Origin of the sequence: Nesterenkonia sedimenti (assembly GCF_012641515.1) — a bacterium.
Classification (GTDB): domain Bacteria; phylum Actinomycetota; class Actinomycetes; order Actinomycetales; family Micrococcaceae; genus Nesterenkonia; species Nesterenkonia sedimenti.
Genome location: NZ_JABAHY010000011.1, coordinates 19,359 through 41,827 on the forward strand (window position 1 = coordinate 19,359; position 22,469 = coordinate 41,827).

At 64.1% G+C, this 22,469-nt stretch carries 23 protein-coding genes and 1 pseudogene; 19 read left to right on the top strand and 5 right to left on the bottom strand.

What is annotated here, in order from left to right; all coding sequences use genetic code 11:
- Positions 1 to 3 precede the first annotated feature (3 nt).
- On the top strand, positions 4 to 1,095 hold the full coding sequence (gene thiL / locus HGQ17_RS11120; protein WP_168888016.1) for a thiamine-phosphate kinase: 1,092 nt from the start codon (positions 4 to 6) through the stop codon (positions 1,093 to 1,095).
- 1 nt (position 1,096) lies between these two features.
- Here thiL and HGQ17_RS11125 read toward each other — a convergent pair whose 3' ends face one another.
- Together HGQ17_RS11125 and HGQ17_RS11130 are read right to left on the bottom strand one after the other, a co-directional pair.
- On the bottom strand, positions 1,097 to 2,443 hold the full coding sequence (locus HGQ17_RS11125) for a UDP-glucose dehydrogenase family protein (protein WP_168888017.1): 1,347 nt from the start codon (positions 2,441 to 2,443) through the stop codon (positions 1,097 to 1,099).
- Between the two features lie 57 nt (positions 2,444 to 2,500).
- A complete protein-coding gene (locus HGQ17_RS11130; protein ID WP_407670791.1) occupies positions 2,501 to 3,298 on the bottom strand; it encodes an IclR family transcriptional regulator in 798 nt (265 codons plus the stop codon).
- An 86-nt stretch (positions 3,299 to 3,384) separates the two neighbouring features.
- On the opposite strand from HGQ17_RS11130, the gene leuC reads away from it, so the two are divergent.
- The 12 genes and pseudogenes from leuC to HGQ17_RS11190 all read left to right on the top strand — a co-directional run bounded on the left by leuC (position 3,385) and on the right by HGQ17_RS11190 (position 15,476).
- Entirely contained in the window at positions 3,385 to 4,836 is a 1,452-nt protein-coding gene (gene leuC, locus HGQ17_RS11135) for a 3-isopropylmalate dehydratase large subunit (protein ID WP_168888018.1), read from the top strand.
- Between the two features lie 10 nt (positions 4,837 to 4,846).
- On the top strand, positions 4,847 to 5,446 hold the full coding sequence (gene leuD, locus HGQ17_RS11140; protein WP_168888019.1) for a 3-isopropylmalate dehydratase small subunit: 600 nt from the start codon (positions 4,847 to 4,849) through the stop codon (positions 5,444 to 5,446).
- 134 nt (positions 5,447 to 5,580) lie between these two features.
- On the top strand, positions 5,581 to 6,903 hold the full coding sequence (gene murA, locus HGQ17_RS11145) for a UDP-N-acetylglucosamine 1-carboxyvinyltransferase (RefSeq protein WP_168888020.1): 1,323 nt from the start codon (positions 5,581 to 5,583) through the stop codon (positions 6,901 to 6,903).
- Positions 6,904 to 6,930: 27 nt separating this feature from the next.
- Positions 6,931 to 7,707, top strand: coding sequence for a lysophospholipid acyltransferase family protein (locus HGQ17_RS11150; RefSeq protein WP_168888021.1), 777 nt, complete (start codon positions 6,931 to 6,933; stop codon positions 7,705 to 7,707).
- Positions 7,704 to 8,723, top strand: a complete 1,020-nt coding sequence (locus HGQ17_RS11155; RefSeq protein WP_168888022.1) for an NAD(P)H-dependent glycerol-3-phosphate dehydrogenase — start codon at positions 7,704 to 7,706, stop codon at positions 8,721 to 8,723. Before HGQ17_RS11150 ends, HGQ17_RS11155 begins: the two co-directional genes overlap by 4 nt.
- Positions 8,720 to 9,853, top strand: coding sequence for a D-alanine--D-alanine ligase family protein (locus HGQ17_RS11160; protein WP_324615267.1), 1,134 nt, complete (start codon positions 8,720 to 8,722; stop codon positions 9,851 to 9,853). Before HGQ17_RS11155 ends, HGQ17_RS11160 begins: the two co-directional genes overlap by 4 nt.
- Before the next feature lie 217 nt (positions 9,854 to 10,070).
- A pseudogene (locus HGQ17_RS11165) lies at positions 10,071 to 10,217 on the top strand (IS110 family transposase); the annotation flags it as partial.
- Between the two features lie 214 nt (positions 10,218 to 10,431).
- Positions 10,432 to 10,752: a DUF3039 domain-containing protein gene (locus tag HGQ17_RS11170; protein WP_168888083.1), complete on the top strand. Its 321-nt coding sequence runs from the start codon at positions 10,432 to 10,434 to the stop codon at positions 10,750 to 10,752.
- A 15-nt stretch (positions 10,753 to 10,767) separates the two neighbouring features.
- On the top strand, positions 10,768 to 12,549 hold the full coding sequence (locus tag HGQ17_RS11175; RefSeq protein ID WP_168888024.1) for a DEAD/DEAH box helicase: 1,782 nt from the start codon (positions 10,768 to 10,770) through the stop codon (positions 12,547 to 12,549).
- A gap of 25 nt (positions 12,550 to 12,574) precedes the next feature.
- Complete coding sequence (locus tag HGQ17_RS11180) at positions 12,575 to 13,156, top strand: GNAT family N-acetyltransferase (RefSeq protein WP_168888025.1); 582 nt, start codon at positions 12,575 to 12,577, stop codon at positions 13,154 to 13,156.
- A 623-nt stretch (positions 13,157 to 13,779) separates the two neighbouring features.
- Entirely contained in the window at positions 13,780 to 14,415 is a 636-nt protein-coding gene (locus HGQ17_RS11185; RefSeq protein WP_168888026.1) for a hypothetical protein, read from the top strand.
- Positions 14,416 to 14,435: 20 nt separating this feature from the next.
- On the top strand, positions 14,436 to 15,476 hold the full coding sequence (locus tag HGQ17_RS11190) for an alcohol dehydrogenase catalytic domain-containing protein (protein ID WP_168888027.1): 1,041 nt from the start codon (positions 14,436 to 14,438) through the stop codon (positions 15,474 to 15,476).
- A 9-nt stretch (positions 15,477 to 15,485) separates the two neighbouring features.
- On the opposite strand, the gene HGQ17_RS11195 is transcribed toward HGQ17_RS11190, so the two are convergent.
- Together HGQ17_RS11195 and HGQ17_RS11200 are read right to left on the bottom strand one after the other, a co-directional pair.
- Positions 15,486 to 16,130, bottom strand: a complete 645-nt coding sequence (locus HGQ17_RS11195; protein ID WP_168888028.1) for an isochorismatase family protein — start codon at positions 16,128 to 16,130, stop codon at positions 15,486 to 15,488.
- Between the two features lie 9 nt (positions 16,131 to 16,139).
- The gene (locus tag HGQ17_RS11200; protein ID WP_211090619.1) at positions 16,140 to 17,399 is read right to left on the bottom strand and encodes a nicotinate phosphoribosyltransferase; all 1,260 of its coding nucleotides are present in this window, start codon (positions 17,397 to 17,399) and stop codon (positions 16,140 to 16,142) included.
- Between the two features lie 74 nt (positions 17,400 to 17,473).
- Between HGQ17_RS11200 and clpS the strand changes: the two genes are divergently transcribed.
- From clpS to HGQ17_RS11230, 6 genes are read left to right on the top strand one after another with little or no spacing between them, the layout of a single operon-like run.
- On the top strand, positions 17,474 to 17,779 hold the full coding sequence (gene clpS / locus HGQ17_RS11205) for an ATP-dependent Clp protease adapter ClpS (RefSeq protein ID WP_168888030.1): 306 nt from the start codon (positions 17,474 to 17,476) through the stop codon (positions 17,777 to 17,779).
- Positions 17,780 to 17,782: 3 nt separating this feature from the next.
- Complete coding sequence (locus HGQ17_RS11210; protein ID WP_168888031.1) at positions 17,783 to 18,445, top strand: DUF2017 family protein; 663 nt, start codon at positions 17,783 to 17,785, stop codon at positions 18,443 to 18,445.
- 10 nt (positions 18,446 to 18,455) lie between these two features.
- Positions 18,456 to 19,241 (top strand): MBL fold metallo-hydrolase, encoded by a 786-nt coding sequence (locus HGQ17_RS11215; protein ID WP_168888032.1) that lies wholly within the window; start codon positions 18,456 to 18,458, stop codon positions 19,239 to 19,241.
- Between the two features lie 54 nt (positions 19,242 to 19,295).
- Positions 19,296 to 20,036 carry a ribonuclease PH gene (rph, locus tag HGQ17_RS11220; RefSeq protein ID WP_168888033.1) on the top strand — a complete coding sequence of 247 codons (741 nt, stop codon included), beginning with the start codon at positions 19,296 to 19,298 and terminating at the stop codon, positions 20,034 to 20,036.
- Entirely contained in the window at positions 20,033 to 20,668 is a 636-nt protein-coding gene (gene rdgB / locus HGQ17_RS11225) for an RdgB/HAM1 family non-canonical purine NTP pyrophosphatase (protein WP_168888034.1), read from the top strand. Before rph ends, rdgB begins: the two co-directional genes overlap by 4 nt.
- A complete protein-coding gene (locus HGQ17_RS11230; RefSeq protein WP_229503501.1) occupies positions 20,668 to 21,759 on the top strand; it encodes an exonuclease domain-containing protein in 1,092 nt (363 codons plus the stop codon). The genes rdgB and HGQ17_RS11230 overlap by 1 nt, the downstream gene beginning before the upstream one ends.
- Here HGQ17_RS11230 and HGQ17_RS11235 read toward each other — a convergent pair.
- A complete protein-coding gene (locus tag HGQ17_RS11235) occupies positions 21,749 to 22,375 on the bottom strand; it encodes an ADP-ribosylglycohydrolase family protein (RefSeq protein ID WP_168888035.1) in 627 nt (208 codons plus the stop codon). The two genes, HGQ17_RS11230 and HGQ17_RS11235, sit on opposite strands and share 11 nt — an antisense overlap.
- Positions 22,376 to 22,469: the final 94 nt, after the last annotated feature.

The window sequence follows — 22,469 nt, forward strand, 5'->3', positions numbered from 1 at the left end:
ACTATGACAGCTGATCAGCTCACAGTCACCGACGCCGGTGAGGATGCCGTCTTAGAAGCCATCACCGAAGTGATCGCTCCCTTCAACGCCCAGCGTTCCGGGATGCCGCTGGGACCCGGCGATGACGCCGCCTGCCTCAGTTTTCCGGCCGGAGCTGCAGTGATCACCACCGACACCATGAGCGAGGGACAGGACTTCCGGCGGCAGTGGTGGCTGGGGCCTGAGGAGCTCGGCGGTACAGAATTCGAACCAGTGGCGGAATGGCCGATGGACATCGGCACCAAGGCGGCCGCTCAGAACCTCTCAGATATCAACGCCATGGGGGCTGAACCCACCGCCCTGCTGGTCAGTCTCACTCTGCCGCCGCAGACACCGGTGGCCTGGGTGCAGGACTTCTACCGCGGGATGATCCGGGCCTGCAGTGCCGCCGGTGCTGAGAACTGTGTCATCGCCGGTGGCGATCTCGGCTCCGGGGAGGTCATCTCGGTGACCATCACCGCCCTGGGAGCACCACCGGAGGATGGGAAACTGCTGCGCAGAAGCAGCGCCACCGCAGGGGAGCTCCTGGCGGTCAACGGGGCTCTGGGATATGCCGCCGCCGGCCTCGAAGTCCTGGAGTTGCCCGGTGCTGAGGCCGTCACGGAGGCGGAGGAACAGCACTGTGAGGACCACGCTGAGATCATTCGTAGCTGCCTGAAGGCCCAGCAGCAGCCCGAACCGGTGCTGACCGCCGGGCCCAGCGCGTTGGCGGCTGGGGCCACTGCGGGAATGGACCTCAGCGATGGGCTGCTGCGTGATGCCCAGCGTTTGGCCGAGGCCTCCGGGGTGCGGGTGAGGCTCGACGACGAGGTGCTCACCCGGCGTGCAGGACGCCTAGAGCCGGTGGCCGAACTCATCGGCCCTGCGTCGGCAGCGCAGCGGGCAGCCCATTGGGTGCTCAGCGGGGGAGAGGACTACGGCCTGCTGGCCACCTTCCCCGAAAGCGCAGAGCTCCCCGAGGGTTTTGAGGTCATCGGTCGGATTGAGCAGGGCTCAGCCGAGGTGCTCACCGGTCTGGAAACCGGCCGCCGCGGCTGGGACTCCCTGGCCCCCTGACCTACTCCTCGAACTTCCGGCCCAGCTGGGCGAAGGTCCAGCCAGCGGTCTCCCAGTCGGCGGCCGGAAGCACATGCCGGGCGTCGACGAACCGCTTGGCCGCGACCTTGCCGTCCAGATCTGCCGGGGTGAGCTTCTTGAACTCATCCCATTCGGTGGTCAGAACCACCAATTCGGCATCGGCAACTGCGGCATCGAGGCTGTCCACATAGTTCAGCCGGGGATAGCGTTTGGCGGCGTTGTGGTTGCCCTCGGGGTCATAGACGGCAACATCAGCACCGGCGTTGAACAGCCGGGCGGCCACATCCAGACCGGGGGAGTCGCGCACGTCATCGGAGAGTGGTTTGAAGGTGATGCCCAGGACTGCGATCTTCTTACCCACAATGTCCTGATCCAGCAGCTCGAAGGCCCGGGCGATGGCCTTCTTCCGCCGCCGCAGGTTGATCTGGTCCACCTCATCGAGGAACCGCATAGTGTGGTCCAGTCCCAGTTCCGAGACCCGAGTCTGCAGGGCGCGGATGTCCTTGGGCAGACAGCCGCCGCCGAAGCCGACACCGGCGTTGAGGAACTTGCGGCCGATCCGGGTGTCGTGACCGATGGCATCGGCCAGAGTGCGGATATCCCCGCCGACAGTCTCGGTGACCTCGGAGAAGGCGTTGATGAAGCTGATCTTGGTGGCCAAAAACGCATTGGCTGCGACTTTGACCAGCTCGGCGGTCTCGAAATCGGTGGCCACCCAGGGGGTCTCCCGACCCAGCGCCTCGGCGTAGACCTGGCGCAGGATGGCCTCATCGGCCTCCGAACGGGTGCCGACCACCAGCCGGTCGGGTCGCAGAGTGTCTTCCACAGCGAAGCCCTCGCGCAGGAACTCAGGGTTCCAGGCCAGAGAGACCTCCACGCCGTCGTTCTTCTCCTGGGCCACCAGCTCAGAGAGCCGGGCCGCAGTGCCCACCGGCACAGTGGATTTGCCCACGATCAGGGCACGGTCCTTGGTGATGGCCTTAGCCAGACCGGTGGCGGCGGCATCGACATAGGTCATATCCGCACCGGTGCCACCCTTCTGCTGCGGGGTGCCCACGCAGATGAAATGCACATCGCCCCAGCCGCCGACAGTGGAGTATTCGGCATCGGTGATGAAGCGTAAGCGTCCGGAGTCCACATGCTTGCGGATCAGCTCGGGCAGGCCCGGCTCGTGGAAGGGCAGATCGCCGGCAGAGAGCGCTGCGATCTTCTCGGGATCGACATCGACGCCGATCACATTGAAGCCCAGCTCCGCCATACAGGCGGCATGGGTCGCGCCCAGGTAGCCGGTGCCGATAACACTGATGTTCTCCACAGAAGCGTTCACGCAGTCATCCTAGAACGTCTGAGGCCCAAGGGGGTTAACTGACGCAGGAGAATTTTCTCATCTGCGGTGTTCACCCAGACCGTGGTCAGCCTCGGGGTTCTGCCGGACCATATCGGTCAGCTGTTGGGCAGCAGCGACGACGACGCCGGCAAACTTCCGGCCCGGCTGGCGGGTCAGGCGCTCAAGCGGCCCGGAAATCGAGACCGCGGCGATCACTCGGCCCGAGGGGCCACGTACCGGAGCGGAGACTGAGGCGACCCCAGATTCCCGCTCACCCAGGGACTCACCCCAGCCGCGGCGTCGTACTCCGGCCAGTACCGTCGGAGTGAACCGGGCGCCTTTGAGCCCCTCGACGAGGCGCTCGTGGTCCTCCCAGGCCAGCAGCACCTGGGCTGCGGAGCCTGCCCGCATGGAGAGATGGGTGCCCACCGGGATGGAATCGCGTAGACCCACCGGGCGCTCGGCCGAGGCCACACAGATGCGTGCATTGCCCTGCCGGCGGAAGATCTGGGAGGACTCACCGGTGGCATCGCGGAGCTTCAGCAGCACCGGGCCGGCGGCAGTGACCAGCTGGTCATCACCGGCAGCAGAGGCAAGCTCGGTCAGCCGGGAGCCGATCACATAGCGGCCGCGCACATCCCGGTTCAGGAACCGGTGGTGAACCAGCGCGCTGGCCAGCCGGTGCACGGTCGGCCGGGCGAGACCGGTGACCTCCACCAGCTGGGCCAAGGAAGCCGGTCCGGCCTCCAGGGCATCCATGATCATCACCGATTTGTCCACCACTCCGATTCCGGAGGGAGAATGCAGTGGGCGCGGGGGATTCGGTGTTGCCAGGGAGGAACTCTGTTCGGGCATACGCATCAGTCTAATAGTGGTCTCACATAATGAGATGCACCTGCGAATCTGTGGAGGTCGTCACAGTTCAGTGGTTCCCTGGATATATGGCAGAAACAACCGGAGAGAAGCCGCTGACCCTGGCGGAGAAAGTCTGGCGTGACCATGTAGTGGTCCGTGGTGAGGATAAGGATGGTCAGCGTTCGCCTGACCTGCTCTACATCGACCTGCACCTAGTCCACGAGGTCACCAGCCCGCAGGCTTTCGAAGGGCTGCGCCTTGCCGGCCGGCCGGTCCGGCGCCCGGATCTGACCATGGCCACCGAGGACCACAACACCCCGACCCTGGAGATCGATAAGCCGATCGCTGATCCGATCAGCGCTAAACAGGTCGATACCCTGCGGGCCAACTGTGAGGAATTCGGCATCCGGCTGCACTCCCTGGGAGATGCCAACCAGGGGATCGTCCACGTCGTCGGGCCTCAGCTGGGCCTGACCCAGCCCGGGATGACTGTGGTCTGTGGTGACTCCCATACCTCCACCCATGGGGCTTTCGGCTCCCTGGCCATGGGTATCGGCACCTCCGAGGTCGAACATGTGCTGGCGACCCAGACCCTGTCGCTGAAACCGTTCAAGACCATGGCGATCACCGTCAACGGGAGTCTGAAGCCCGGGGTGTCATCGAAGGACATCATCCTGGCGGTCATCGCCAAGATCGGCACCGGCGGCGGCCAGGGCTATGTGCTGGAATACCGCGGCAGCGCCATTGAGCAGCTGTCGATGGAAGCCCGGATGACCATCTGCAATATGAGCATCGAAGCCGGAGCCCGTGCCGGAATGGTCGCCCCCGATGAGACCACCTTCGAATACGTCAAAGACCGGCCCCATGCACCCCAGGGTGAGGACTGGGATGCCGCCGTTGAGTACTGGAGGTCCCTGCGCACCGATGAGGGCGCAGAATTCGATGCCGAGGTCATCATCGACGCCGATGAGCTTGAACCCTTCGTCACCTGGGGAACCAACCCCGGCCAGGGGGTCAGCCTCAACGAATCCGTACCGGATCCCACCAGCTTCCACGACCCGGTCGACCGCGAATCAGCAGAACGGGCCCTGCAGTACATGGACCTGCAGCCTGGGACCCCGATGAAGGATATCCGGGTCGATACCGTCTTTTTGGGCTCCTGCACCAACGCCCGGCTTGAAGACCTGCGCAAAGCCGCTGAGGTCATCAAAGGACGGGAAAAAGACCCCGATGTGCGCATGATCGTCGTACCCGGCTCAGCGAAGGTCCGCCTGGAGGCAGAGGCCGAAGGCATCGACCAGATCTTCAAAGACTTCGGGGCCGAATGGCGCTTCGCCGGCTGCTCGATGTGCCTGGGCATGAACCCCGACCAACTGGCCGAGGGCGAACGCTGCGCCTCCACCTCCAACCGCAACTTCGAAGGCCGTCAGGGCAAAGGCGGACGCACCCACCTGGTCTCCCCAGTGGTCGCTGCAGCCACCGCCATCCGCGGAACTCTCTCCGCGCCCTCAGACGTCCTGCAGCCAACCCCCGCCTAGGAGAGACCCCATGGAACCGATCACCACCCATACCGGCATCGGGGTGCCGCTGAAACAGTCCAATGTGGACACCGACCAGATCATCCCCGCCGTCTTCCTCAAACGCATCACCAAAACAGGGTTCGACGACGCCCTGTTCTACGCCTGGCGCAAAAACGAAGACTTCGTGCTGAACCAAGAGCCCTATAAAAACGGCTCTGTGCTGGTAGCAGGACCCGACTTCGGCACCGGCTCCTCCCGCGAACACGCCGTCTGGGCCCTGCGCGACTACGGCTTCCGAGTAGTGATCTCATCCCGGTTCGCCGATATCTTCTACGGCAACTCCGCCAAACAGGGTCTGCTAGCAGCTAAAGTCGCCCAACCCGATGTCGAACTGATCTGGAAAGAACTCGAGAACAACCCCGGATCAGAAATTACCGTCGACCTGGAATCCTGCACCATCCGCTGCGGCTCCGTCGACACCACCTTCGAAGTCGACAACTACACCCGCTGGCGCCTGATGGAAGGCCTCGACGACATCTCCCTGACCCTACGTCAGCAAGAACACATCACCACCTACGAAGCCACCCGACCCAGCTTCAAACCCACCACACTGCCGGCCAAAACCTGACGACATACTGAACTGTCACCGAATCGTTGCCGGTTGGCAGCTCAGATTCGCAGAGTATGCTCTTCTGCGTTGGGTACAGTGGCATGGCCACATTCCCACATGTGCCAATGCAGAAGAAGGGATCACCGACACATATGGCAAAGCTGCTCACCATTCAGGGCGGGAAACCGCTGCAGGGCGAAGTGCATGTCCGCGGCGCTAAAAACCTGGTGCCCAAAGCGATGGTCGCCTCCCTGCTGGGCAGCGAACCCTCGGAACTGCGCAATGTCCCGGAGATCAAAGACGTCGAGATCGTCACCAATCTCCTGACCACCCACGGTGTGAAGGTCGAACGCGATATCCAGGGCGGGACAATGACCCTGGACCCGCGGGAGACCTACTCCGCAGAACACTCCGAGATCGACGCCTACGCCGGCGACTCCCGGATTCCGATCCTGTTCTGCGGTCCACTGATGCATAAGAACGGCGAGGCCTTCATCCCCGATCTCGGCGGCTGCCGGATCGGTGACCGGCCCATCGACTACCACCTCGAGGTGCTGCGGAACTTCGGCGCCGTCGTCGATAAGCAGCCCAATGGGATCCACATCTCCGCCCCCAAGGGACTGCGCGGAGCCAAACTGGAACTGCCCTACCCCTCGGTGGGTGCCACCGAGCAGGTGCTGCTGACCGCCGTGCTGGCCGAGGGCATCACCGAGCTGAAGAACGCTGCGGTGGAACCCGAGATCCACGATCTCATCGCGATCCTGCAGCAGATGGGCGCGATCATCACCGTCTACACCGACCGCTCCATCCGGATCGAAGGTGTCTCCCGGCTCTCCGGGTATAAGCACCGGGCCATCCCAGACCGCAATGAGTCGGCCTCCTGGGCCTCGGCGGCCCTGGTCACCAAGGGCGATATCTACGTCCGCGGTGCCGCCCAGCGCGATCTCACCGCCTTCCTGAACATCTACCGCAAGATCGGCGGCGAGTTCGAGGTCGACGACGACGGCATGCGCTTCTGGCACGCTGGCGCACCCCTGAAGCCCCTGGTGCTGGAAACCGATGTGCACCCCGGGTTCATGACCGACTGGCAGCAGCCGATGGTGGTTGCCCTGACCCAGGCCGAGGGTGTCTCAATCGTTCACGAGACCGTCTACGAGAACCGCTTCGGCTTCACCCAGGCCCTGGCTCGGATGGGTGCCGGTATCCAGCTGCACCGCGAATGCCTGGGCTCCAACCCCTGCCGGTTCGGCCAGCGCAACTTCCTGCACTCGGCAGTGATCTCCGGGCCCTCCGAACTCAAGGGTGCCGATATCGACATCCCCGACCTCCGCGGAGGCTTCTCCCACCTCATCGCCGCCCTGGCGGCCAAGGGAACCTCCACGGTGACCGGTATTGAGATCATCTCCCGCGGCTACGAGGACTTCATCAACAAGATCGTGGGCCTCGGAGCTGATATCAGCATTTCCGAACGCTGAAACATTCTGCCGGTAGGGTTTTGAGACATGCTTAGACGACGCCGCCAACTCCGCTGGCACTTCACCGCCGGGATCGTCCGTCCCGCTATGAATCTGATCCTCGGCAAGCGGTGGCAGGGGGCCGAGAACCTCCCGGCCGGCGGCTTCATTGCAGTGGCCAACCACATCAGCGAACTTGACCCCCTGGCAGTGGGCCACGCAGTCTACTCCGCCGGTTACACCCCGCATTTTCTGGCCAAGGAATCCCTGTTCCGGGTCCCGGGCCTGGGAGCGGTATGTCGCGGGCTCAAGCAGATCCCGGTGGCCCGGGACGACCGACAGGCGGCGAACCACTCCCTGGAGGTCGCCCGGGAGGCACTCAGCGAGGATGGGGCGATTCTCATCTACCCCGAGGGGACACTGACCCGGGACCCCGATGGCTGGCCAATGCGGTGCAAATCCGGTGCCGCCCGGCTGGCGCTGACCACCGGAGTCCCGCTGGTACCGATCACTCACTGGGGTGTCCAGGACGTGCTGCCCTCCTACTCCAAAGTGCCCCGGCTGCTGCCACGCCGGAAGTACACCCTTTCGGTGGGCAAGGCCATCGATCTCGAAGATCTCCGAAAGAAGCCGCTGACTCGCACCGTGCTGGCTGAGGCCACCCAGCGGGTGGAACAGGCACTGACCGACGGGGTGGCCGCACTGCGCGGTGAGACCCCGCCGGAGGACATCTGGGACCGCGGGCTGAACCAGCGGGTGCCACGTGACCAGCTCAAAGAGCGAGCCCGCCAGCAGGAGCGAGAAGAGGAAGAGGGGCGCGAATGACCCGGATCGCTGTTCTGGGAGCAGGTTCCTGGGGCTCCACCTTCGCCAAAGTACTCGCCGATGCCGTCCACGACGGCCCACCCACTGAGATCGTCATGTGGGCCCGGCGCAGCGAGGTGGCTGAGGAGATCACCCGCGAACACACCAACAGCAGCTATCTCGGTGAGATCCCGCTACCAGAATCCATCACCGCCACTGATGACATCACCACGGCGGTCACCGATGCCGAACTGATCGCCCTGGCCCTGCCGGCACAGCACCTCAGGGGCTATCTGGCCGAGGTCAAAGCGGCACTGGCCCCAGGCGCCGTCGTCGTCTCTCTGATCAAAGGACTGGAGCGGGGGACCGGTAAACGGATGTCCGAGGTGATCGCCGAGGAGCTTGAGCTGCCCGAGCAGCAGATCGCCGTAGTCTCCGGGCCGAACCTCGCCATGGAGATTGCCCGCGGGGAGCCGACAGCATCTGTGGTCGCCTGCCGGGATGAGGCCGCGGCTGAGCATGTTGCCGCGCTGTGCTCGGGGGCCTACTTCCGGCCGTATACCAATACCGATGTCACCGGTGTGGAGATCGCCGGGATCGTGAAGAACATCATCGCCCTGGCCGTGGGCATCTGTGACGGCCAGGAACTGGGGGATAACTCCAAGGCCAGTGTCATCACCCGTGGGCTGGCCGAGGCCACCCGGCTGGCCACCGTTCTGGGCGGCCGGCTGGAGACCTTCTCCGGGCTCTCCGGACTGGGAGACCTCGTGGCCACCTGCGCCTCCCCGCTCTCGCGGAACCGAACCGCCGGCCGGCTGCTGGGCCAGGGGCTCAGCGCCGAAGAGGTCACCACTGAGCTGACCCAGACCGCCGAAGGGATGAAATCTGCCCGGGCCGTGCTCGAGCTGGCTCAGGCGCATGAGGTCGAAATGCCGATCTGCCAGGCGGTTGTGGCCGTACTGGAGGGCAAACTGTCGGTGGAGAACATCGCATCGCTGCTGCTGGCCCGGGAGCTGAAGAAGGAGGTTGCGCCGTGACAACAACACCACGCATCCTGGTGCTCTACGGAGGCCAGTCCTCGGAGCATTCGGTCAGCTGCGTCACCGCAGCCGGGGTGCTCGGAGCAATCGACACCAACCGGTTCGAGGTGGTCGAGGTCGGCATCACCGCAACCGGTCAGTGGACCCGGCCGGTGATCGACCCCCGCAGCTACAGCTTCTCCGGTGATCAGCTGCCGCGGGTGGAGCCCACTGAGTCCACGGTCGCCCTGCACAGTGGGGCATCCGGCAGCTCTGAGCGCAGCGCTGAGCTGATTGAGATCCACCCCGATGGAACCACCACCTCCCTGGGTGGGGTCGACGTCGTGCTTCCCCTTCTGCATGGGCCCCATGGTGAGGACGGGACCCTTCAGGGGCTCCTGGAGCTGGCCGGTCTGCCCTATGTGGGCGCTGGTGTGCTGGCCTCAGCGGTGGGGATGGATAAGCACTTCATGAAACTGGCCTTCCAGGCCGCCGGGTTGAAGGTGGGCCCCTGGGAGACCATCACCGCACGTCAGTGGGCCCAGGATCCGGAGGCCGCCCTGGAACGGGTGAAACGGCTGAGCCTTCCGGTTTTCGTCAAACCCGCCCGTGCCGGCTCCTCGGTGGGAATCACTAGGGTCGATGACTTCGCGCAGTTGGACCAGGCGCTGGAGACTGCTCGCAAACACGATCTCAAGGTCGTGGTCGAGGAGGGCATCGACGGCCGCGAGATCGAATGCGGTGTGTTGGGCAGCCGAGGTGGACAGCCGGCCAGGGCCTCCCTGCTGGGTGAGATTGTGGTCCACGATGGTGCTGAATCCCACCAGTTCTACGATTTCACCGCCAAATACACCGACGACGCCGCAGCGGACCTCTCCTGCCCCGCGGATCTGCCCGCGGAGATCACTGAGGAGATCCGACGTCAGGCGATCATCGCCTTCGATGCACTCGATGGTGAGGGGATTTCCCGGGCGGATTTCTTCTACACCCGCGATGGCGAAGTTGTGATCAACGAGGTCAACACGATGCCCGGATTCACTCCGATCAGTATGTATCCGCAGATGTGGCGGGCCAGCGGGATCGAATACCGGGAGCTGATCACTGAGCTGATCGAATTGGCACTCGATCGCCCCGTCGGCCTCCGCTGATTCAGAACTACGGCCCCATCCTTTGGGCTAACTCTGCGACTTCCTTCTGGTGGAGGTGTAGAACCGGCTCATTCGCCTCTGACAACGGGGCGGAGAAGGGCAATAGGCGGTACCCACCTGTTGGAAGCAGCTCCACAAGTGATCCTCCTGCGCCAGGGCTTCCCACTTCTTGCTGAGGGTCTCCTAGGGACTGAGCGATATGCAGTTCCACGAACCCACCATCGCCTATGTCGCTCGACGCACAGCTGAAGGCAAGTCCAAACGCGACATCATCCGGTGTCTCAAACGCTATGTCATCCGCGAGGTCTATCACCTGATCAAGGCACGACCTCCTGCCGCGGAGCCGGCCTCAGCGACTACTTGACAACTATAGGAGCGTCTGTCACCTGTTCCTGCATCAGCCCCGTGTCACTGCAGAAGAGGATGGTGCGCCAGTTTTCTATGTTCGACGTCGCATGCGGGGAGATCGCGCCAAGTTCGTTCTGAGGTATGAATAATCAGGCTGTGGATCCTACTGCGGACCAAAGAGTCTTCGGTAGAATAGCCCTATGACCCCCACAGCCGAGAACCTCTTCCGGATGCACACCGCTGATCCCAGCAGCGAGCCGTCCCCCGGCGGTGCCGCCACGATCGAGCGTGAGCACACCCCGCAGATCTCCGAGCCCGGCGACCATGAGCGCTTCTCGCACTACGTGAAGCGGGACAAGATCATGGAATCCGCCCTGGAGGGCAATGCTGTGGTCGCCCTATGCGGCAAGGTCTGGGTTCCCTCCCGCGACCCCGAAAAGTTCCCGATCTGCCCTGAGTGCAAGGAGATCTACGAGGAGCTCAAGGGCGGCGGAGACGACGACAGTTCGGGCAAGGGCCGCCGAGGCTTCTTCGGTTTCGGTAAGAACTGAACCGCCAGCTCCTGAGTGACTGAACCTACTCTTTTCGACGTCGGGACCGACGTCGGTTCTCAGCTTCCGCCGGCTTACCCCCACCGCGCACCCCGCGGTACTGCCGGTACCCTGCGCCAATGGCAGCAGGAGGCCCTGGATCTCTATATCCAGAAGAAGCCTCGGGACTTCCTGACGGTCGCGACCCCCGGTGCGGGTAAGACCACCTTCGCTCTGCGTGTGGCCAAACTGCTGGTCGAATCCGGGGAGATCAACCGGATCTATGTTGTTGCCCCGACTGAGCATCTGAAACGCCAGTGGGCCGATGCTGCCGCGAGGGTGGGGCTGGCCATCGACCCCAATTTCAAGAACTCCGACGGTCGGCACGGTTCACAGTTCATTGGGGTCGCGGTCACCTATGCCCAGGTGGCCAATAAACCGGCCCTGCACCGCAACAAGACCGAGGCCGGTCGGACCCTGGTGATCTTCGATGAGATCCACCACGCCGGTGACTCCCTGAGCTGGGGCGATGGTGTGCGCGAGGCCTTCGATCCGGCGGTGCGGCGCCTGGCGCTGACCGGCACCCCGTTCCGCTCGGATACCTCACCGATCCCGTTCGTCGAATACGCCGAGGACAATGACGGTGTCCCGCGGTCGAAGGCTGACTATTCCTATGGCTACGGTCCGGCGCTGAAGGACAGTGTGGTCAGGCCCGTGGTGTTTATGGCCTATTCGGGCAATATGCGCTGGCGCACCGCCTCCGGTGAGGAGATGGAGGCCCAGTTGGGTGGGGCAGCCACTAAGGACATCACTCAGCATGCCTGGCGCACAGCGCTGAACCCCGAGGGAGAGTGGATCCCCGCGGTGCTGCGAGCAGCCCACCAGCGGCTGATGAAGGTCCGCGACAAGATTGAGGATGCCGGTGGTCTGGTCATCGCCACCGACCACGAGGCAGCCCGGGCCTATGCGGCCCAGCTGGATGCACTCACCGGGCAGAAGACCACTGTTGTCCTCTCCGATGACAAAGAGGCCTCGAATAAGATCGAGGAGTTCAGCGAGGACGGCTCCCGGTACTGGATGGTGGCCGTGCGTATGGTCTCCGAGGGTGTCGACGTTCCCCGGCTGTGTGTGGGTGTCTATGCCACCTCCACCTCGACCCCGCTGTTCTTCGCCCAGGCAGTGGGGCGCTTTGTGCGTCTGCGGAAGAAGGCCGAGGTGGCCAGTGTCTTCCTGCCCTCAGTTCCGGTGCTGACGGATCTGGCCAATGCCATGGAGGCCGAACGCGATCACGCCCTGGCCAAACCCGAGGGCAGCGTGGATGTGGATGAGATCCCCGAGCAGGCCGAGCTCGATGCCGCCGAGCAGGAGGACCGTGCCTCAGAGGAGCTGACCCGTGGGGAGTTCGCCGCCCTGGGATCGAATGCTTCCTTCGACCGGGTACTCTTCGACGGCGATGAGTTCGGCATCGGCGGTGAGATTGGCTCCGAGAATGAGATGGGATTCTTGGGCATTCCCGGGCTGCTGGAGCCTGATCAGGTCTCCGAGCTGCTGCGCAAACAGCAGGCTGAACAGCTCAAACGCCGCCCCCAGCAGTCCCAGGCCAGCCAGGCCGACGTCGTCGACCATCGCCAGCTGAAGACCCTGCGCAATAAGCTCAATAAATCGGTCTCTGCCTATGCAGCGAAGACCGGTATGCATCAGGGGAGTATCCATACCAAGCTCCGTGAGAAATGCGGCGGCCCCCCGGTGGGGCAGGCCACCCAGGCTCAGTTGGAAGCACGCCTGCGCCAAGTCCAGCTCTGGTTCACCCGCGTCTGAGTCCTGGCGAACCTAAGCTAGTCGCATGAGCGACTATCAGAGACTGCGTGAGTGGGCTGCGGATATCTTCCACGGTGAGAAAGTGCAACTGAGGGCCATTGAAGACGAGGACATCGAGACGCTCTGCGACTGGTGGGATAACCCCGATACCACTCTGTTCAATGACGGCAATATCATCCGACGTCGTCGGGATGAGAACGCTGAGATGTTCCGGCAGTGGGCATCCAGTAAGGACGCCTCCGGATTCGCCTACGCGGCGGAGGCCGATGGGGAGATGGTCGGGCAGGTCTCGGTGCACTCCATCAAAGCCCCGGCGATGATCGGCACACTGGGCATGGTGGTGGGACCTCAGTTCCAGGACCAGGGCTATGGCACCGATATTCTCGAGGTAGCCCTGCGGCTGGCTTTCACCGAGTACGCCTGCCGAAAAGTGGAGCTGCTGGTCTTCGGGTACTCAGACCGCGGGATCCACACCTATGAGAAGGTCGGCTTCCAGGTAGAGGGACGGCGCCGAGCCAGTGTCTTCCACGCTGGGAAGTGGTACGACGATGTTTCCATGGGCATCCTCGCCGAGGAGTACTTTGCCCGGCACGGTGAACCCCTCTGAAACTTCTATAGAGTTCCCCGGGGCTGACTTAGAATCTGGCTCCATCTACGTTTCACCTGCGGCCGCTGTGGGCAGCACGGTGAAACTTTCAGGGAGTCGCATCCACACATTAGCCGGTCTGACTCTCTCAGAGTTTCAGCTGTTGAATTATCCACAGGTTCTCGGTGGGGTGCTGGCGCAGATTTCTGAGTGCATCCAGACTTGGCCTCATGACTCCTGCAGATAGGGAGGGGGTCATCACCCTCCTGCGTGCGGGTCCTGAGAGGGGCCGCTCGAAACCAACTCTTGGCCGGGGCGTCCAACGTGGTGAGCTGAAACGACTGCGTCCGGGCATCTTCGTGAGAGCTGCCCAATGGGAGGCAGTGCGGTTGAGTGATCGGCATCGGGCCTTCAGCGCCGCAGTTGCCCTGACGAGGCCTTCCTCGGTGCTCTGTGGGGTTACCGCGCTGTCGGTCTATGGGGTCCCGCTGATGGACTGGCCTCGTGAGGTGCATCTACGTTCGGGGTTGCGGAATGGCCGTGGCAGACAGCCAACACCATTCTTTCCCATTCATGGGCTGCCTCCGCTGAAGCCATCAGATGTGAATAGGGCGCTCGCGGATGAGCAACTGTTATCTGGGGAGTTGAGCATACCCGCCATCTCGCTGGAGGTACCAGGGGTCCGGCTGGAGGATGGGGGTGCGGTGAGTGTGCAGGTGGAGCCGCTGCCGCATGTGCTGGTGGATACCCTGCCGAGGTTGCCGCGTCAGGAGGCGGTGATGGTGCTTGATGCCGTGATGGCCGGCAACTATGTCTACGGAGTCCGAGTGGGGGAGGAAGCTCTCGATCGGGCTGAGGAGTTTTTGGTTCGGGGTCTGGCCGAGGTGTGGCGGAGGCTGCGGCAGTTTGGTGACCGGCGCTCGGAGAGCCCAGGGGAGTCCCGGTGCAGGGTGCTCTTTGATGAGCTGGGCTTTGAGCCTCCGGAACTGCAGCAGGTTATTCACCTACCCCGTATCGGCAGTGTCCGGGTGGACTTCTGGTGGGATGGGGTGATTTGTGAGTTCGACGGGATGGTCAAATACACCCGGGGACTGACCGGGCAGCCGGCGGAGGAGACCGTTCGGCAGGAGAAGCTGCGTGAAGACGCGCTGCGGATGCTGGACTATCAGGTGGTGCGCCTGACTTGGGCTGATCTCGATGATCTGCAGGTATTGGGGCAGAAGCTGATCAGAGCTGGGGTCCCACACAGGGCATTCCAGCGGTTCACGGCCGTGGCCTGAAGACCTGGGAGAATGCTGCTATGCGTGCAGTGGTGATCGATGCTCCCCAGGCCCAGCCGGAAGTTCGTGAAGTACCGGATCCCAGCCTTCCTACCGGGGGAGTGGTGGTTCGAGTGGAGGCCACCGGTCTCTGCCGCAGCGACTGGCACGCCTGGGCCGGTCATGACAGTGATGTCGCCTTCCCGCATGTGCCAGGACATGAGTTAGCCGGCGTCGTCGTCGAGGTTTCTCCCGAGGTGCGCGGCTTCTCAGTCGGTGACCGGGTGACCGTCCCGTTCATCTGCGGCTGCGGAACCTGCCATTGGTGCCGAGAGGGGCAAGCCCAGGTATGCCCCCAACAGCAGCAGCCCGGATTCACCCACTGGGGGTCCTTCGCCGAATACGTGGCCCTGCACGCCGCCGATACCAACCTCATCAAAGTCCCCGATGCCGTAGAGACCAGTACCGCCGCAGCCTTGGGCTGCCGGTTCGCCACCGCCTACCGGGCGCTGGTCGGCCGTGCCGCTGTCCAACCGGGGGAATGGGTCACCGTCATCGGTGCCGGCGGGGTGGGGCTGAGCACTGTGATGATCGCCCGGGCACTGGGCGCACGGACTATCGCTGTCGACCGGCATCAGGAAGCGCTCGCCGCGGCCAGTGCACTCGGAGCAGACCACACCCTGCTGGCCGAAGGCCAAGACATCCCGCAAGCCGTGGCCGAGCTGACCGGAGGCGGCAGCCATGTCTCAGTGGATGCGGTGGGCAGTGAGCAGACAAGCGCTGATGCAGTGCTGAGCCTGCGCCGTCGCGGCCGGCATGTCCAAGTCGGTCTCCTGGCGCCCACCGGAGGTCACCCCCGCATCCCCCTGGATCGGGCGATCGCCTGGGAGCTGGATATTTTGGGCAGCCACGGTATGGCCGCAGCGGATTATCCGGCCATGCTTGAGCTCATCGCCACCGGCGAGCTGGCACCGCACCACCTCATCGAACGCACCGTCAGCCTCGAAGCCGCCGCGGAAATGCTGCCGGGCTTCGATACCGCAACAGTTGCCGGGATGACCATGATCAACCCCTGGCAGTAGGGGCCGGAATCAGAGGTCCTGGGTTGGGGTGACGGTGATACCGGCCTCGGCGAACTCCTCGTAGGTCTCCTCGATCTTCTCTTCGCTGACACCAACGGTCAGATCAGAGATCACAGTCACCGAGTAGTCATTCTCAGCGGCATCCAAGGCGGTGGCCCGCACGCAGTGATCAGTGGCGATGCCGACAATCGTCACCGCATCGATCTCCCGCTCCTGCAGCCAGGTGTCCAAATCAGGAGCGTCCTCGGCGACGACGTCGGCCGCCTCGACCTTCACACCCTTCTCGCCTTCAAGAATTCCCACCCGACCAGGATCACCCAGCCGACCCTCGAAACCAGAGTAGCCGTCGTCGTAGAGGCCCTTGAGGAACTCAGCCTCGATGTAGTCGGTATCGAGATCCTCATGCAGTTCCGCCCCCGCAGTCCCGGCCACACAGTGCACCGGCCAGCTCTTGACGAAATCGGGGCTCTCAGAGAAATGGGCACCAGGATCAATGTGCCAGTCCCGAGTGGCGACCACGGCGTCGTAGTCGGCGTGCATATCCTCCAGGAATTCACTGAGGTCAGCGGCCACCTGGGCGCCACCGGCAACGGCAAGGGCGCCGCCCTCGCAGAAGTCGTTCTGCACATCCACAATGATCAGTGCTTCAGCCATGCTTACAGCCTAACGAAAGATCGTCGGAATTACGGGGTCTCCATCGGAAAGACGGTGGGCATCCGAGGGCAGCTCAGCCAGTGAATCCCGGTGCCGCTGAGTAGCCTGCTGAACACCTTCCGCACCAGTGAAACCGGGCTGGACCTCACCATCGACCACCAGCGGAACCTGCAGCTGACGGCCCACATAACCAGCATCAGCCAGCGGCCCTCGGGCAGAGATGACCTCAGCCTCGGCACGGCCATGATCATCCAGGCTGCGCAGGGCCTGTTTCTTCCCGCCAGTGCTGGCCTTACCCGCAGAGGCCTTCTCTACCGAAACCGGCTCAGCACCGGCCTCAGCACGCTCCACCAATTTGTAGACCATGGAGGCAGTCGGGGAGCCGGAGCCGATGACCAGCCGGGTCCCCACACCATAGGAATCCACCGGGGCAGCAGCCAACCGGGCGATGGCATGCTCATCCAGATCCGAGGAGACAATGATTTTGGTGTTGTTATTGCCCAGGGAATCCAGCAGCTTACGGACCTCATGGGCCTGCTCCACCAGGTCCCCGGAGTCCAGGCGCACCGCACCCAGTTCGGGGCCGGCGATCTCCACCGCTTTTCGCACTGCAGGTTCCACCTCATAGGTGTCCACCAGCAGGGTCGTGCCCGGACCGAAAGCCTCAACCTGGGCGGCGAAGGCCTCCTCCTCACTGTCATGCAGCAGGGTGAAGGCATGGGCGGCAGTGCCCAGGGTCGGGATGCCCCAGCGGCGGCCGGCCTCAAGATTGGAGGTTGCCGCGAAACCCACCACCGCGGCGGTGCGGGCAGCAGCAGTTGCCGCATACTCCTGGGTGCGCCGGGAGCCCATCTCCACACAGGGACGCCCATCAGCGGCCATGGTCATCCGAGATCCCGCAGCCGCCACCGCGGAGTCATGATTCATCACCGAGAGCACGAAGGTCTCCAAGAGGCAGGCCTCGGCGAAGCTCGCGGTGACCTGCAGCACTGGGGAATGCGGGAGGTAGACCTCGCCCTCGGCATAGCCGGTGATCTCCCCGGAGAACCGGTAGTTAGCCAGGAACTGCAGGGTGTCGTCGTCGACGATTTTCTGCGAATCCAGATAGTCCAACTCGGCCTGACCGAACCGGAATTGCTCCAACCCCTCCAGCATTCGCCCGGTCCCGGCGACCACTCCATAGCGGCGCCCGGCGGGCAGCTTGCGGCTGAACACCTCAAAGGTGCAGCGGCGGTGGGCGGCCCCAGATCGCAGGGCTGCCTGCACCATAGTCAGTTCGTACTGGTCGGTCAGCAAGGCGGTGGATTCCACGGTCGCTATCCTACGGCCCTAAAATGGGGTCTATGAGTTCCACTGCCGGATCAACGCTGACCCGCGAGGAGGCCGACCTCAGCGAACAGCAGCGTGCTGCCGCCAACCGGCCCTACCAGGTGGTGGTCTGGAATGACCCGGTGAACCTCATGTCCTATGTGGCCTGGGTGTTCCGCAGCTACTTCGGTCACTCCAAGGAGAAGGCCAAGAAGCTGATGCTGCAGGTCCACCATGAAGGCCGGGCGGTGGTCGCCACCGGTCCGCGGGAGCAGGCCGAGCGCGATGTCACCGCCATGCACAACTACGGCCTACAGGCCACAGTGGAAGAGGCGGAATAACTGATGGCGCGAGCATTCCGGGCAACCACCCGGGGATATAAGGCTGACCTAGAAACCCACGAACGGCGGCTGATCTCCCAGCTCTGCGCCGATGTGATCACCCTGCTGCAGCAGCGTGGCAAAGAGGTCGACGGAGACACCGCCGCAACTGACCAGCAGGATGAGTTCGACCACTTCCGCCGTGAACTGGCAGGCCTCGGCGCCCAGTACCTGGAGAACGAGCAGGAACAGGCAGAGAACGACGACGACGCCCAGCCGGGTTTGGAACCGCCCACTGACGAGGTGCTCGCCCGGCTGCTGCCAGATGCCGCCGAGGACGCTGATGAAGCTGCCCAATTGCGCAGGCTCTCCGAATCCTCGCTGCGGGAGTCGAAGATCTCCGATCTGCAGACCGCCCGGATGGCCCTTGAATCCGATCCGGTCATACTCACCGAGGAGCAGGCCCCGGTCTTCGGGCGGGCGATCAATGACGTTCGGCTGACACTGGCTGCCCGGCTCGGTATCGAAACCGAGGACGACGCCGAGAAAGTGCATAACATCGCAGGTCAGGGCAAGGCCGCGACCACTGACGAGTTCATGGCCGAGCTCTACGCCTTCACCACCTGGCTGCAGGAGACCCTGTTCTCAGCGATGCTCGATGTGATGCCCGAAGAGCAGGACCGCTAAGCTGGCGGCAATGAGACTGACCATCATCGGCTGCAGCGGGTCCTTCCCCGGACCGCAATCGCCGGCATCCTGCTACCTGATCAGCCAAGAATATGAGGGACGCACCTGGCGGGTGGCCCTGGACCTCGGCAGTGGGGCACTGGGGTCGCTGCAGCAGCACATCTCACTGGACGAGCTCGACGCGGTATGCCTGAGCCATCTGCACCCTGACCACTACATGGACCTCACGGGCCTGCATATTGTGGTCAAATGGATGCCCGGAGGGTGGACAGCTGATCGAATCCCGGTGCACGGCCCGGCCGGAACCGATGAGCGGATCGCTATCGCCCATGGCATTAACCCCGATCCGGGGATGCACTCGGAGTTCGACTTTCGGGGGTGGACCCCTCGGCAGCCCACCGAGATCGGTCCCTTCACCATCACCCCGGTCCCAGTGCGGCACCCCATCGAGGAGCCCTATGCGCTGCGGATCGAAGCACGCCAGGAGGACGGCAGTGTGCGCACCCTGACCTACTCGGGCGACACCGACAGCTGTGAGGGACTCATCGAGGCTGCCAAGGGCGCCGATGTCTTCCTCTGCGAGGCTGCCTTCGAGGACGGCCGGGACGATCACCTTGACGGGATCCACCTCAATGGTGACCGGGCCGGTGCCGCGGCCGCCGAGGCAGAAGTGGGCCGGCTGCTGCTGACCCATATCCCGGCCTGGACCAACGCCCAGATCGTCCACGAACACGCCTCGCGCCGGTACACCGGCAATATCGCCGTGGCCTCGCACGGGGTCACCTACGACATCTGAGAACTGATCCGTCACTAGCACCAGCACCCCGCGAGCACTGAAGCAGGAGCATCAATGACCCAGAATTACCTACGAGCAGACGGCCGCGCCATTGACCAGCTGCGGGAGGTGACCATCACTCGGGGGTGGTCCGAACACGCCGAGGGCAGCGTATTGATCGAATTCGGCCGCACCAAGGTGCTGTGCACCGCAAGCTTCGAATCCGATGTCCCCCGCTGGCTCCGAGGCGCGGGCCGCGGCTGGGTCACCGCCGAATACGCGATGCTCCCACGAGCAACTAACACCCGCAGCTCCCGGGAATCGGTCAAAGGAAAGATCGGCGGCCGCACCCACGAAATCTCCCGGCTGATCGGCCGGTCCCTGCGCGCAGTGGTTGACCTCGAATCCATGGGCGAGAACATGATCACCCTGGACTGCGATGTCCTGCAGGCCGATGGCGGCACCCGCACCGCAGCCATCACCGGAGCCTTCGTGGCCATGGCTGATGCGGTGGAATGGGCCCGGGCCGAAGGCCATATCCGCAAGAATGCCGAGGTGCTCAGGGACTCTGTATCCGCAGTCTCGGTGGGTGTGCTCCCCGATGGCACCGCAGTGCTGGATCTGCCCTATCCCGAGGACTCCACGGCCGGAACCGATATGAACGTTGTGGTCACCGGCTCCGGGGACTTCGTCGAGGTTCAGGGCACTGCCGAGGGTGCGCCCTTCTCCCGCGACCAGCTCAACGAACTGCTCGACCTCGCGGTCACCGGCTGCGCGCAGCTGGACAATCTCCAGCGGGAGGCACTCTCCCGGTGAGCATCCCAGCCGAAGCCAGAATCGTTCTCGCCACCGGCAACCAGGGCAAGGTCCGCGAGTTCCGTGCCCTGCTGGCCACCCAGCCCCAGCTGCAGGACCTCAACACCGAGGACGCCGTCATCGACTCTGCCACCGCCGGAGTGGGTGACATCCCCGAAACCGGTGTCACCTTCGAGGAGAACTCCCTGATCAAGGCTCGTGCAGTGGCCCAGCAGACCGGGCTGCCCGCTGTGGCCGATGACTCCGGGCTTGCCGTAGATGTCCTCGGCGGAGCCCCGGGAATCTTCTCCGCCCGCTGGGCCGGAGCCCAGGCCTCCGATGAGAACAACCGCGACCTCCTGCTGCAGCAGCTGGCCGATATCTCGGAAGAACACCGCAGCGCGGCCTTCGTCTGCGTAGCCTCCCTGGTGACCCCTGAGGGGGCTGAGTACACCGCCTACGGCAAACTCGAGGGAACCCTGCTGGCCACCCCGCGTGGCGAGGGCGGCTTCGGCTATGACCCCATCCTGCAACCGGCCGGGGAGACCCGATCAACTGCCGAGCTGAGCATGGCCGAGAAGAACGCCATCTCCCACCGCGGCAAAGCCTTCGCCGCCCTGGCGCCTCATTTGGTGGAGGTGCTGGGCGCGTAATGTCGGTCTCAGCACCTGGTTCCCTGGCCGGACTGCGCCCCCCTCGGGTCAGCGGCCTGAACTTCACCGCCGTGGACTTCGAAACGGCAAACGGCTTCCGCGGATCCCCCTGCGCGATCGGCATGGTCAGGGTCCGTGACGGCAATGTGGATGAGCTCTTCTTCAAGCGGATGCGTCCCCCACAGGGGTTTGACCGATTCGATCCGCGCAATGTGGACATCCACGGCATCACGGCAGAGCGAGTCGCCGCCGAGCCTCGGTTCGCCGATCTCTTCGCCCAGATTCGGGAGTTCATCGGTGGTGACACCCTGGTGGCTCATAACGCGACCTTCGACCTCGAGGTCTTCGAATCAGCACTGGAGGTCTCCGGGTTGAGCTCCCCGGGGCTGCGGGCGCTGTGCTCGGTCCGGTTGGCCCGCGCGGTCTACCAGCTGGAATCCCATGCTCTGCCGGCAGCGGCTGAGGAGGCCGGATTCCACCTCAAACATCACCACCACGCGCTCTGGGACGCCCGGGCTGCTGCAGCCATCGTCGTCGATATCGCTGAGCGGCAGAAGGCTAACCGGCTCGAGGATCTCTTCGGCCGGCACTTTATCGAGGCCGAGGAACTGGAAGCCTGGACCCCGCCGCGTGCCTACGAGTCCCGGGCCACCCGGCAGGTCCGGCAGTATGAGAAACTCTTCGACGCCCGAACCCCGGATATCAGTGACGATATGCTGCCTGATCTCATGCGTTGGCAGGATGAGGGCAAGAACCTCGCGCCGAATCCCGATGCCGACCCCGAGCACCCCTTGCACGGAGAGCATGTGGTCTTCAGCGGCAATCTCGCGATCCCGCGAGCCGATGCCAAGGGCCTGGTGGCAGACCACGGCGGAAACACCTCCTCGAAGGTCACCGGATCCACCAGTCTGCTGGTCATCGGAGACGGGGTCAGCGCCGAGGACCTCCAGGCAGCCGATCCGGTGCCGCCGCTGCAGGCCCGCAAAGTCCGCGAGGCCCGCACCCGGATCGAGCGGGGCCAAACCCTGCGGATCATCACCGAACAGGATTTTCAGCAGCTGCTCGGCGAGGCCTGGCCGATTAAGTCGTAGCGGCCTTCCAGCGCTTGACGAGATCCTCGACGACGACGCCCAAGAGCTGGTGCCGGGGCCCCGCCTCCTCCGGAGCAGGCCTCAGCGTGGCCCGTCGTCGGGCCTCTTCCCGCAGCTGGGGGTGGCCATGAGTGAGGCAGATGGCTTCCTCAGCCCAGTCCTGCCGCAGCTGGTCATCTACATAGGGGGCCAGGCTGATCGGCAGCACCCGGGTGAGGGCCGCATCTTCCTGAGCCTCCGGCTGGGCGGGTTCAGCCCGAGTGCCCATGGCGCCACTGGCCAGTCCGGCTAGCGACGACTCAGCGGATCCGGGAACGATCTCAGCGCCACCGGAGCTCAGGATCAGCCCCAGGGCGTGGTCCGTGGGCCGAGCCACCGGTTCAGGTGCGCCGGCGGGGAAAGCCCCGGTGATCAGCCGGTGCCAGCGCAGCGCTCCCAGCCACATGCTCGCAGCAGGATCGGCACCGGTGCCCTCCTTGGCCCACTGCATAACTTCCAGGAGCCCGTCGGCCAGGCACAGGGCCAGCAGCGACTCCGCATGCACCGGCTGGCCCTCAGCCGGCAGCAGCCCCAGCATCGCCGGTTCGAATGCGGCGATCAGCTCCTCATCTGTCACACCAAAGCCCCTTCATCTCTACGGTGGAGTCTCGAATTCACCCCATAAGAGTAGACGTGGGAACCTGGCCGTGTCCTCTGCGGGGCATATCGTG

Excerpts from the sequence above, each read along its gene's own strand:
- HGQ17_RS11200 (WP_211090619.1), bottom strand. The coding sequence starts at position 17,399 with ATGGTGCAGGCAGCCCTGCGATCTGGGGCCGCCCACCGCCGCTGCACC.
- clpS (WP_168888030.1), top strand. The coding sequence starts at position 17,474 with ATGAGTTCCACTGCCGGATCAACGCTGACCCGCGAGGAGGCCGACCTC.
- murA (WP_168888020.1), top strand. The coding sequence starts at position 5,581 with ATGGCAAAGCTGCTCACCATTCAGGGCGGGAAACCGCTGCAGGGCGAA.
- leuC (WP_168888018.1), top strand. The coding sequence starts at position 3,385 with ATGGCAGAAACAACCGGAGAGAAGCCGCTGACCCTGGCGGAGAAAGTC.
- leuD (WP_168888019.1), top strand. The coding sequence starts at position 4,847 with ATGGAACCGATCACCACCCATACCGGCATCGGGGTGCCGCTGAAACAG.
- HGQ17_RS11130 (WP_407670791.1), bottom strand. The coding sequence starts at position 3,298 with ATGCCCGAACAGAGTTCCTCCCTGGCAACACCGAATCCCCCGCGCCCA.
- HGQ17_RS11170 (WP_168888083.1), top strand. The coding sequence starts at position 10,432 with ATGCACACCGCTGATCCCAGCAGCGAGCCGTCCCCCGGCGGTGCCGCC.
- HGQ17_RS11230 (WP_229503501.1), top strand. The coding sequence starts at position 20,668 with ATGTCGGTCTCAGCACCTGGTTCCCTGGCCGGACTGCGCCCCCCTCGG.
- HGQ17_RS11155 (WP_168888022.1), top strand. The coding sequence starts at position 7,704 with ATGACCCGGATCGCTGTTCTGGGAGCAGGTTCCTGGGGCTCCACCTTC.
- HGQ17_RS11210 (WP_168888031.1), top strand. The coding sequence starts at position 17,783 with ATGGCGCGAGCATTCCGGGCAACCACCCGGGGATATAAGGCTGACCTA.
- HGQ17_RS11215 (WP_168888032.1), top strand. The coding sequence starts at position 18,456 with ATGAGACTGACCATCATCGGCTGCAGCGGGTCCTTCCCCGGACCGCAA.
- HGQ17_RS11190 (WP_168888027.1), top strand. The coding sequence starts at position 14,436 with ATGCGTGCAGTGGTGATCGATGCTCCCCAGGCCCAGCCGGAAGTTCGT.
- thiL (WP_168888016.1), top strand. The coding sequence starts at position 4 with ATGACAGCTGATCAGCTCACAGTCACCGACGCCGGTGAGGATGCCGTC.
- rph (WP_168888033.1), top strand. The coding sequence starts at position 19,296 with ATGACCCAGAATTACCTACGAGCAGACGGCCGCGCCATTGACCAGCTG.
- HGQ17_RS11195 (WP_168888028.1), bottom strand. The coding sequence starts at position 16,130 with ATGGCTGAAGCACTGATCATTGTGGATGTGCAGAACGACTTCTGCGAG.
- HGQ17_RS11180 (WP_168888025.1), top strand. The coding sequence starts at position 12,575 with ATGAGCGACTATCAGAGACTGCGTGAGTGGGCTGCGGATATCTTCCAC.
- HGQ17_RS11150 (WP_168888021.1), top strand. The coding sequence starts at position 6,931 with ATGCTTAGACGACGCCGCCAACTCCGCTGGCACTTCACCGCCGGGATC.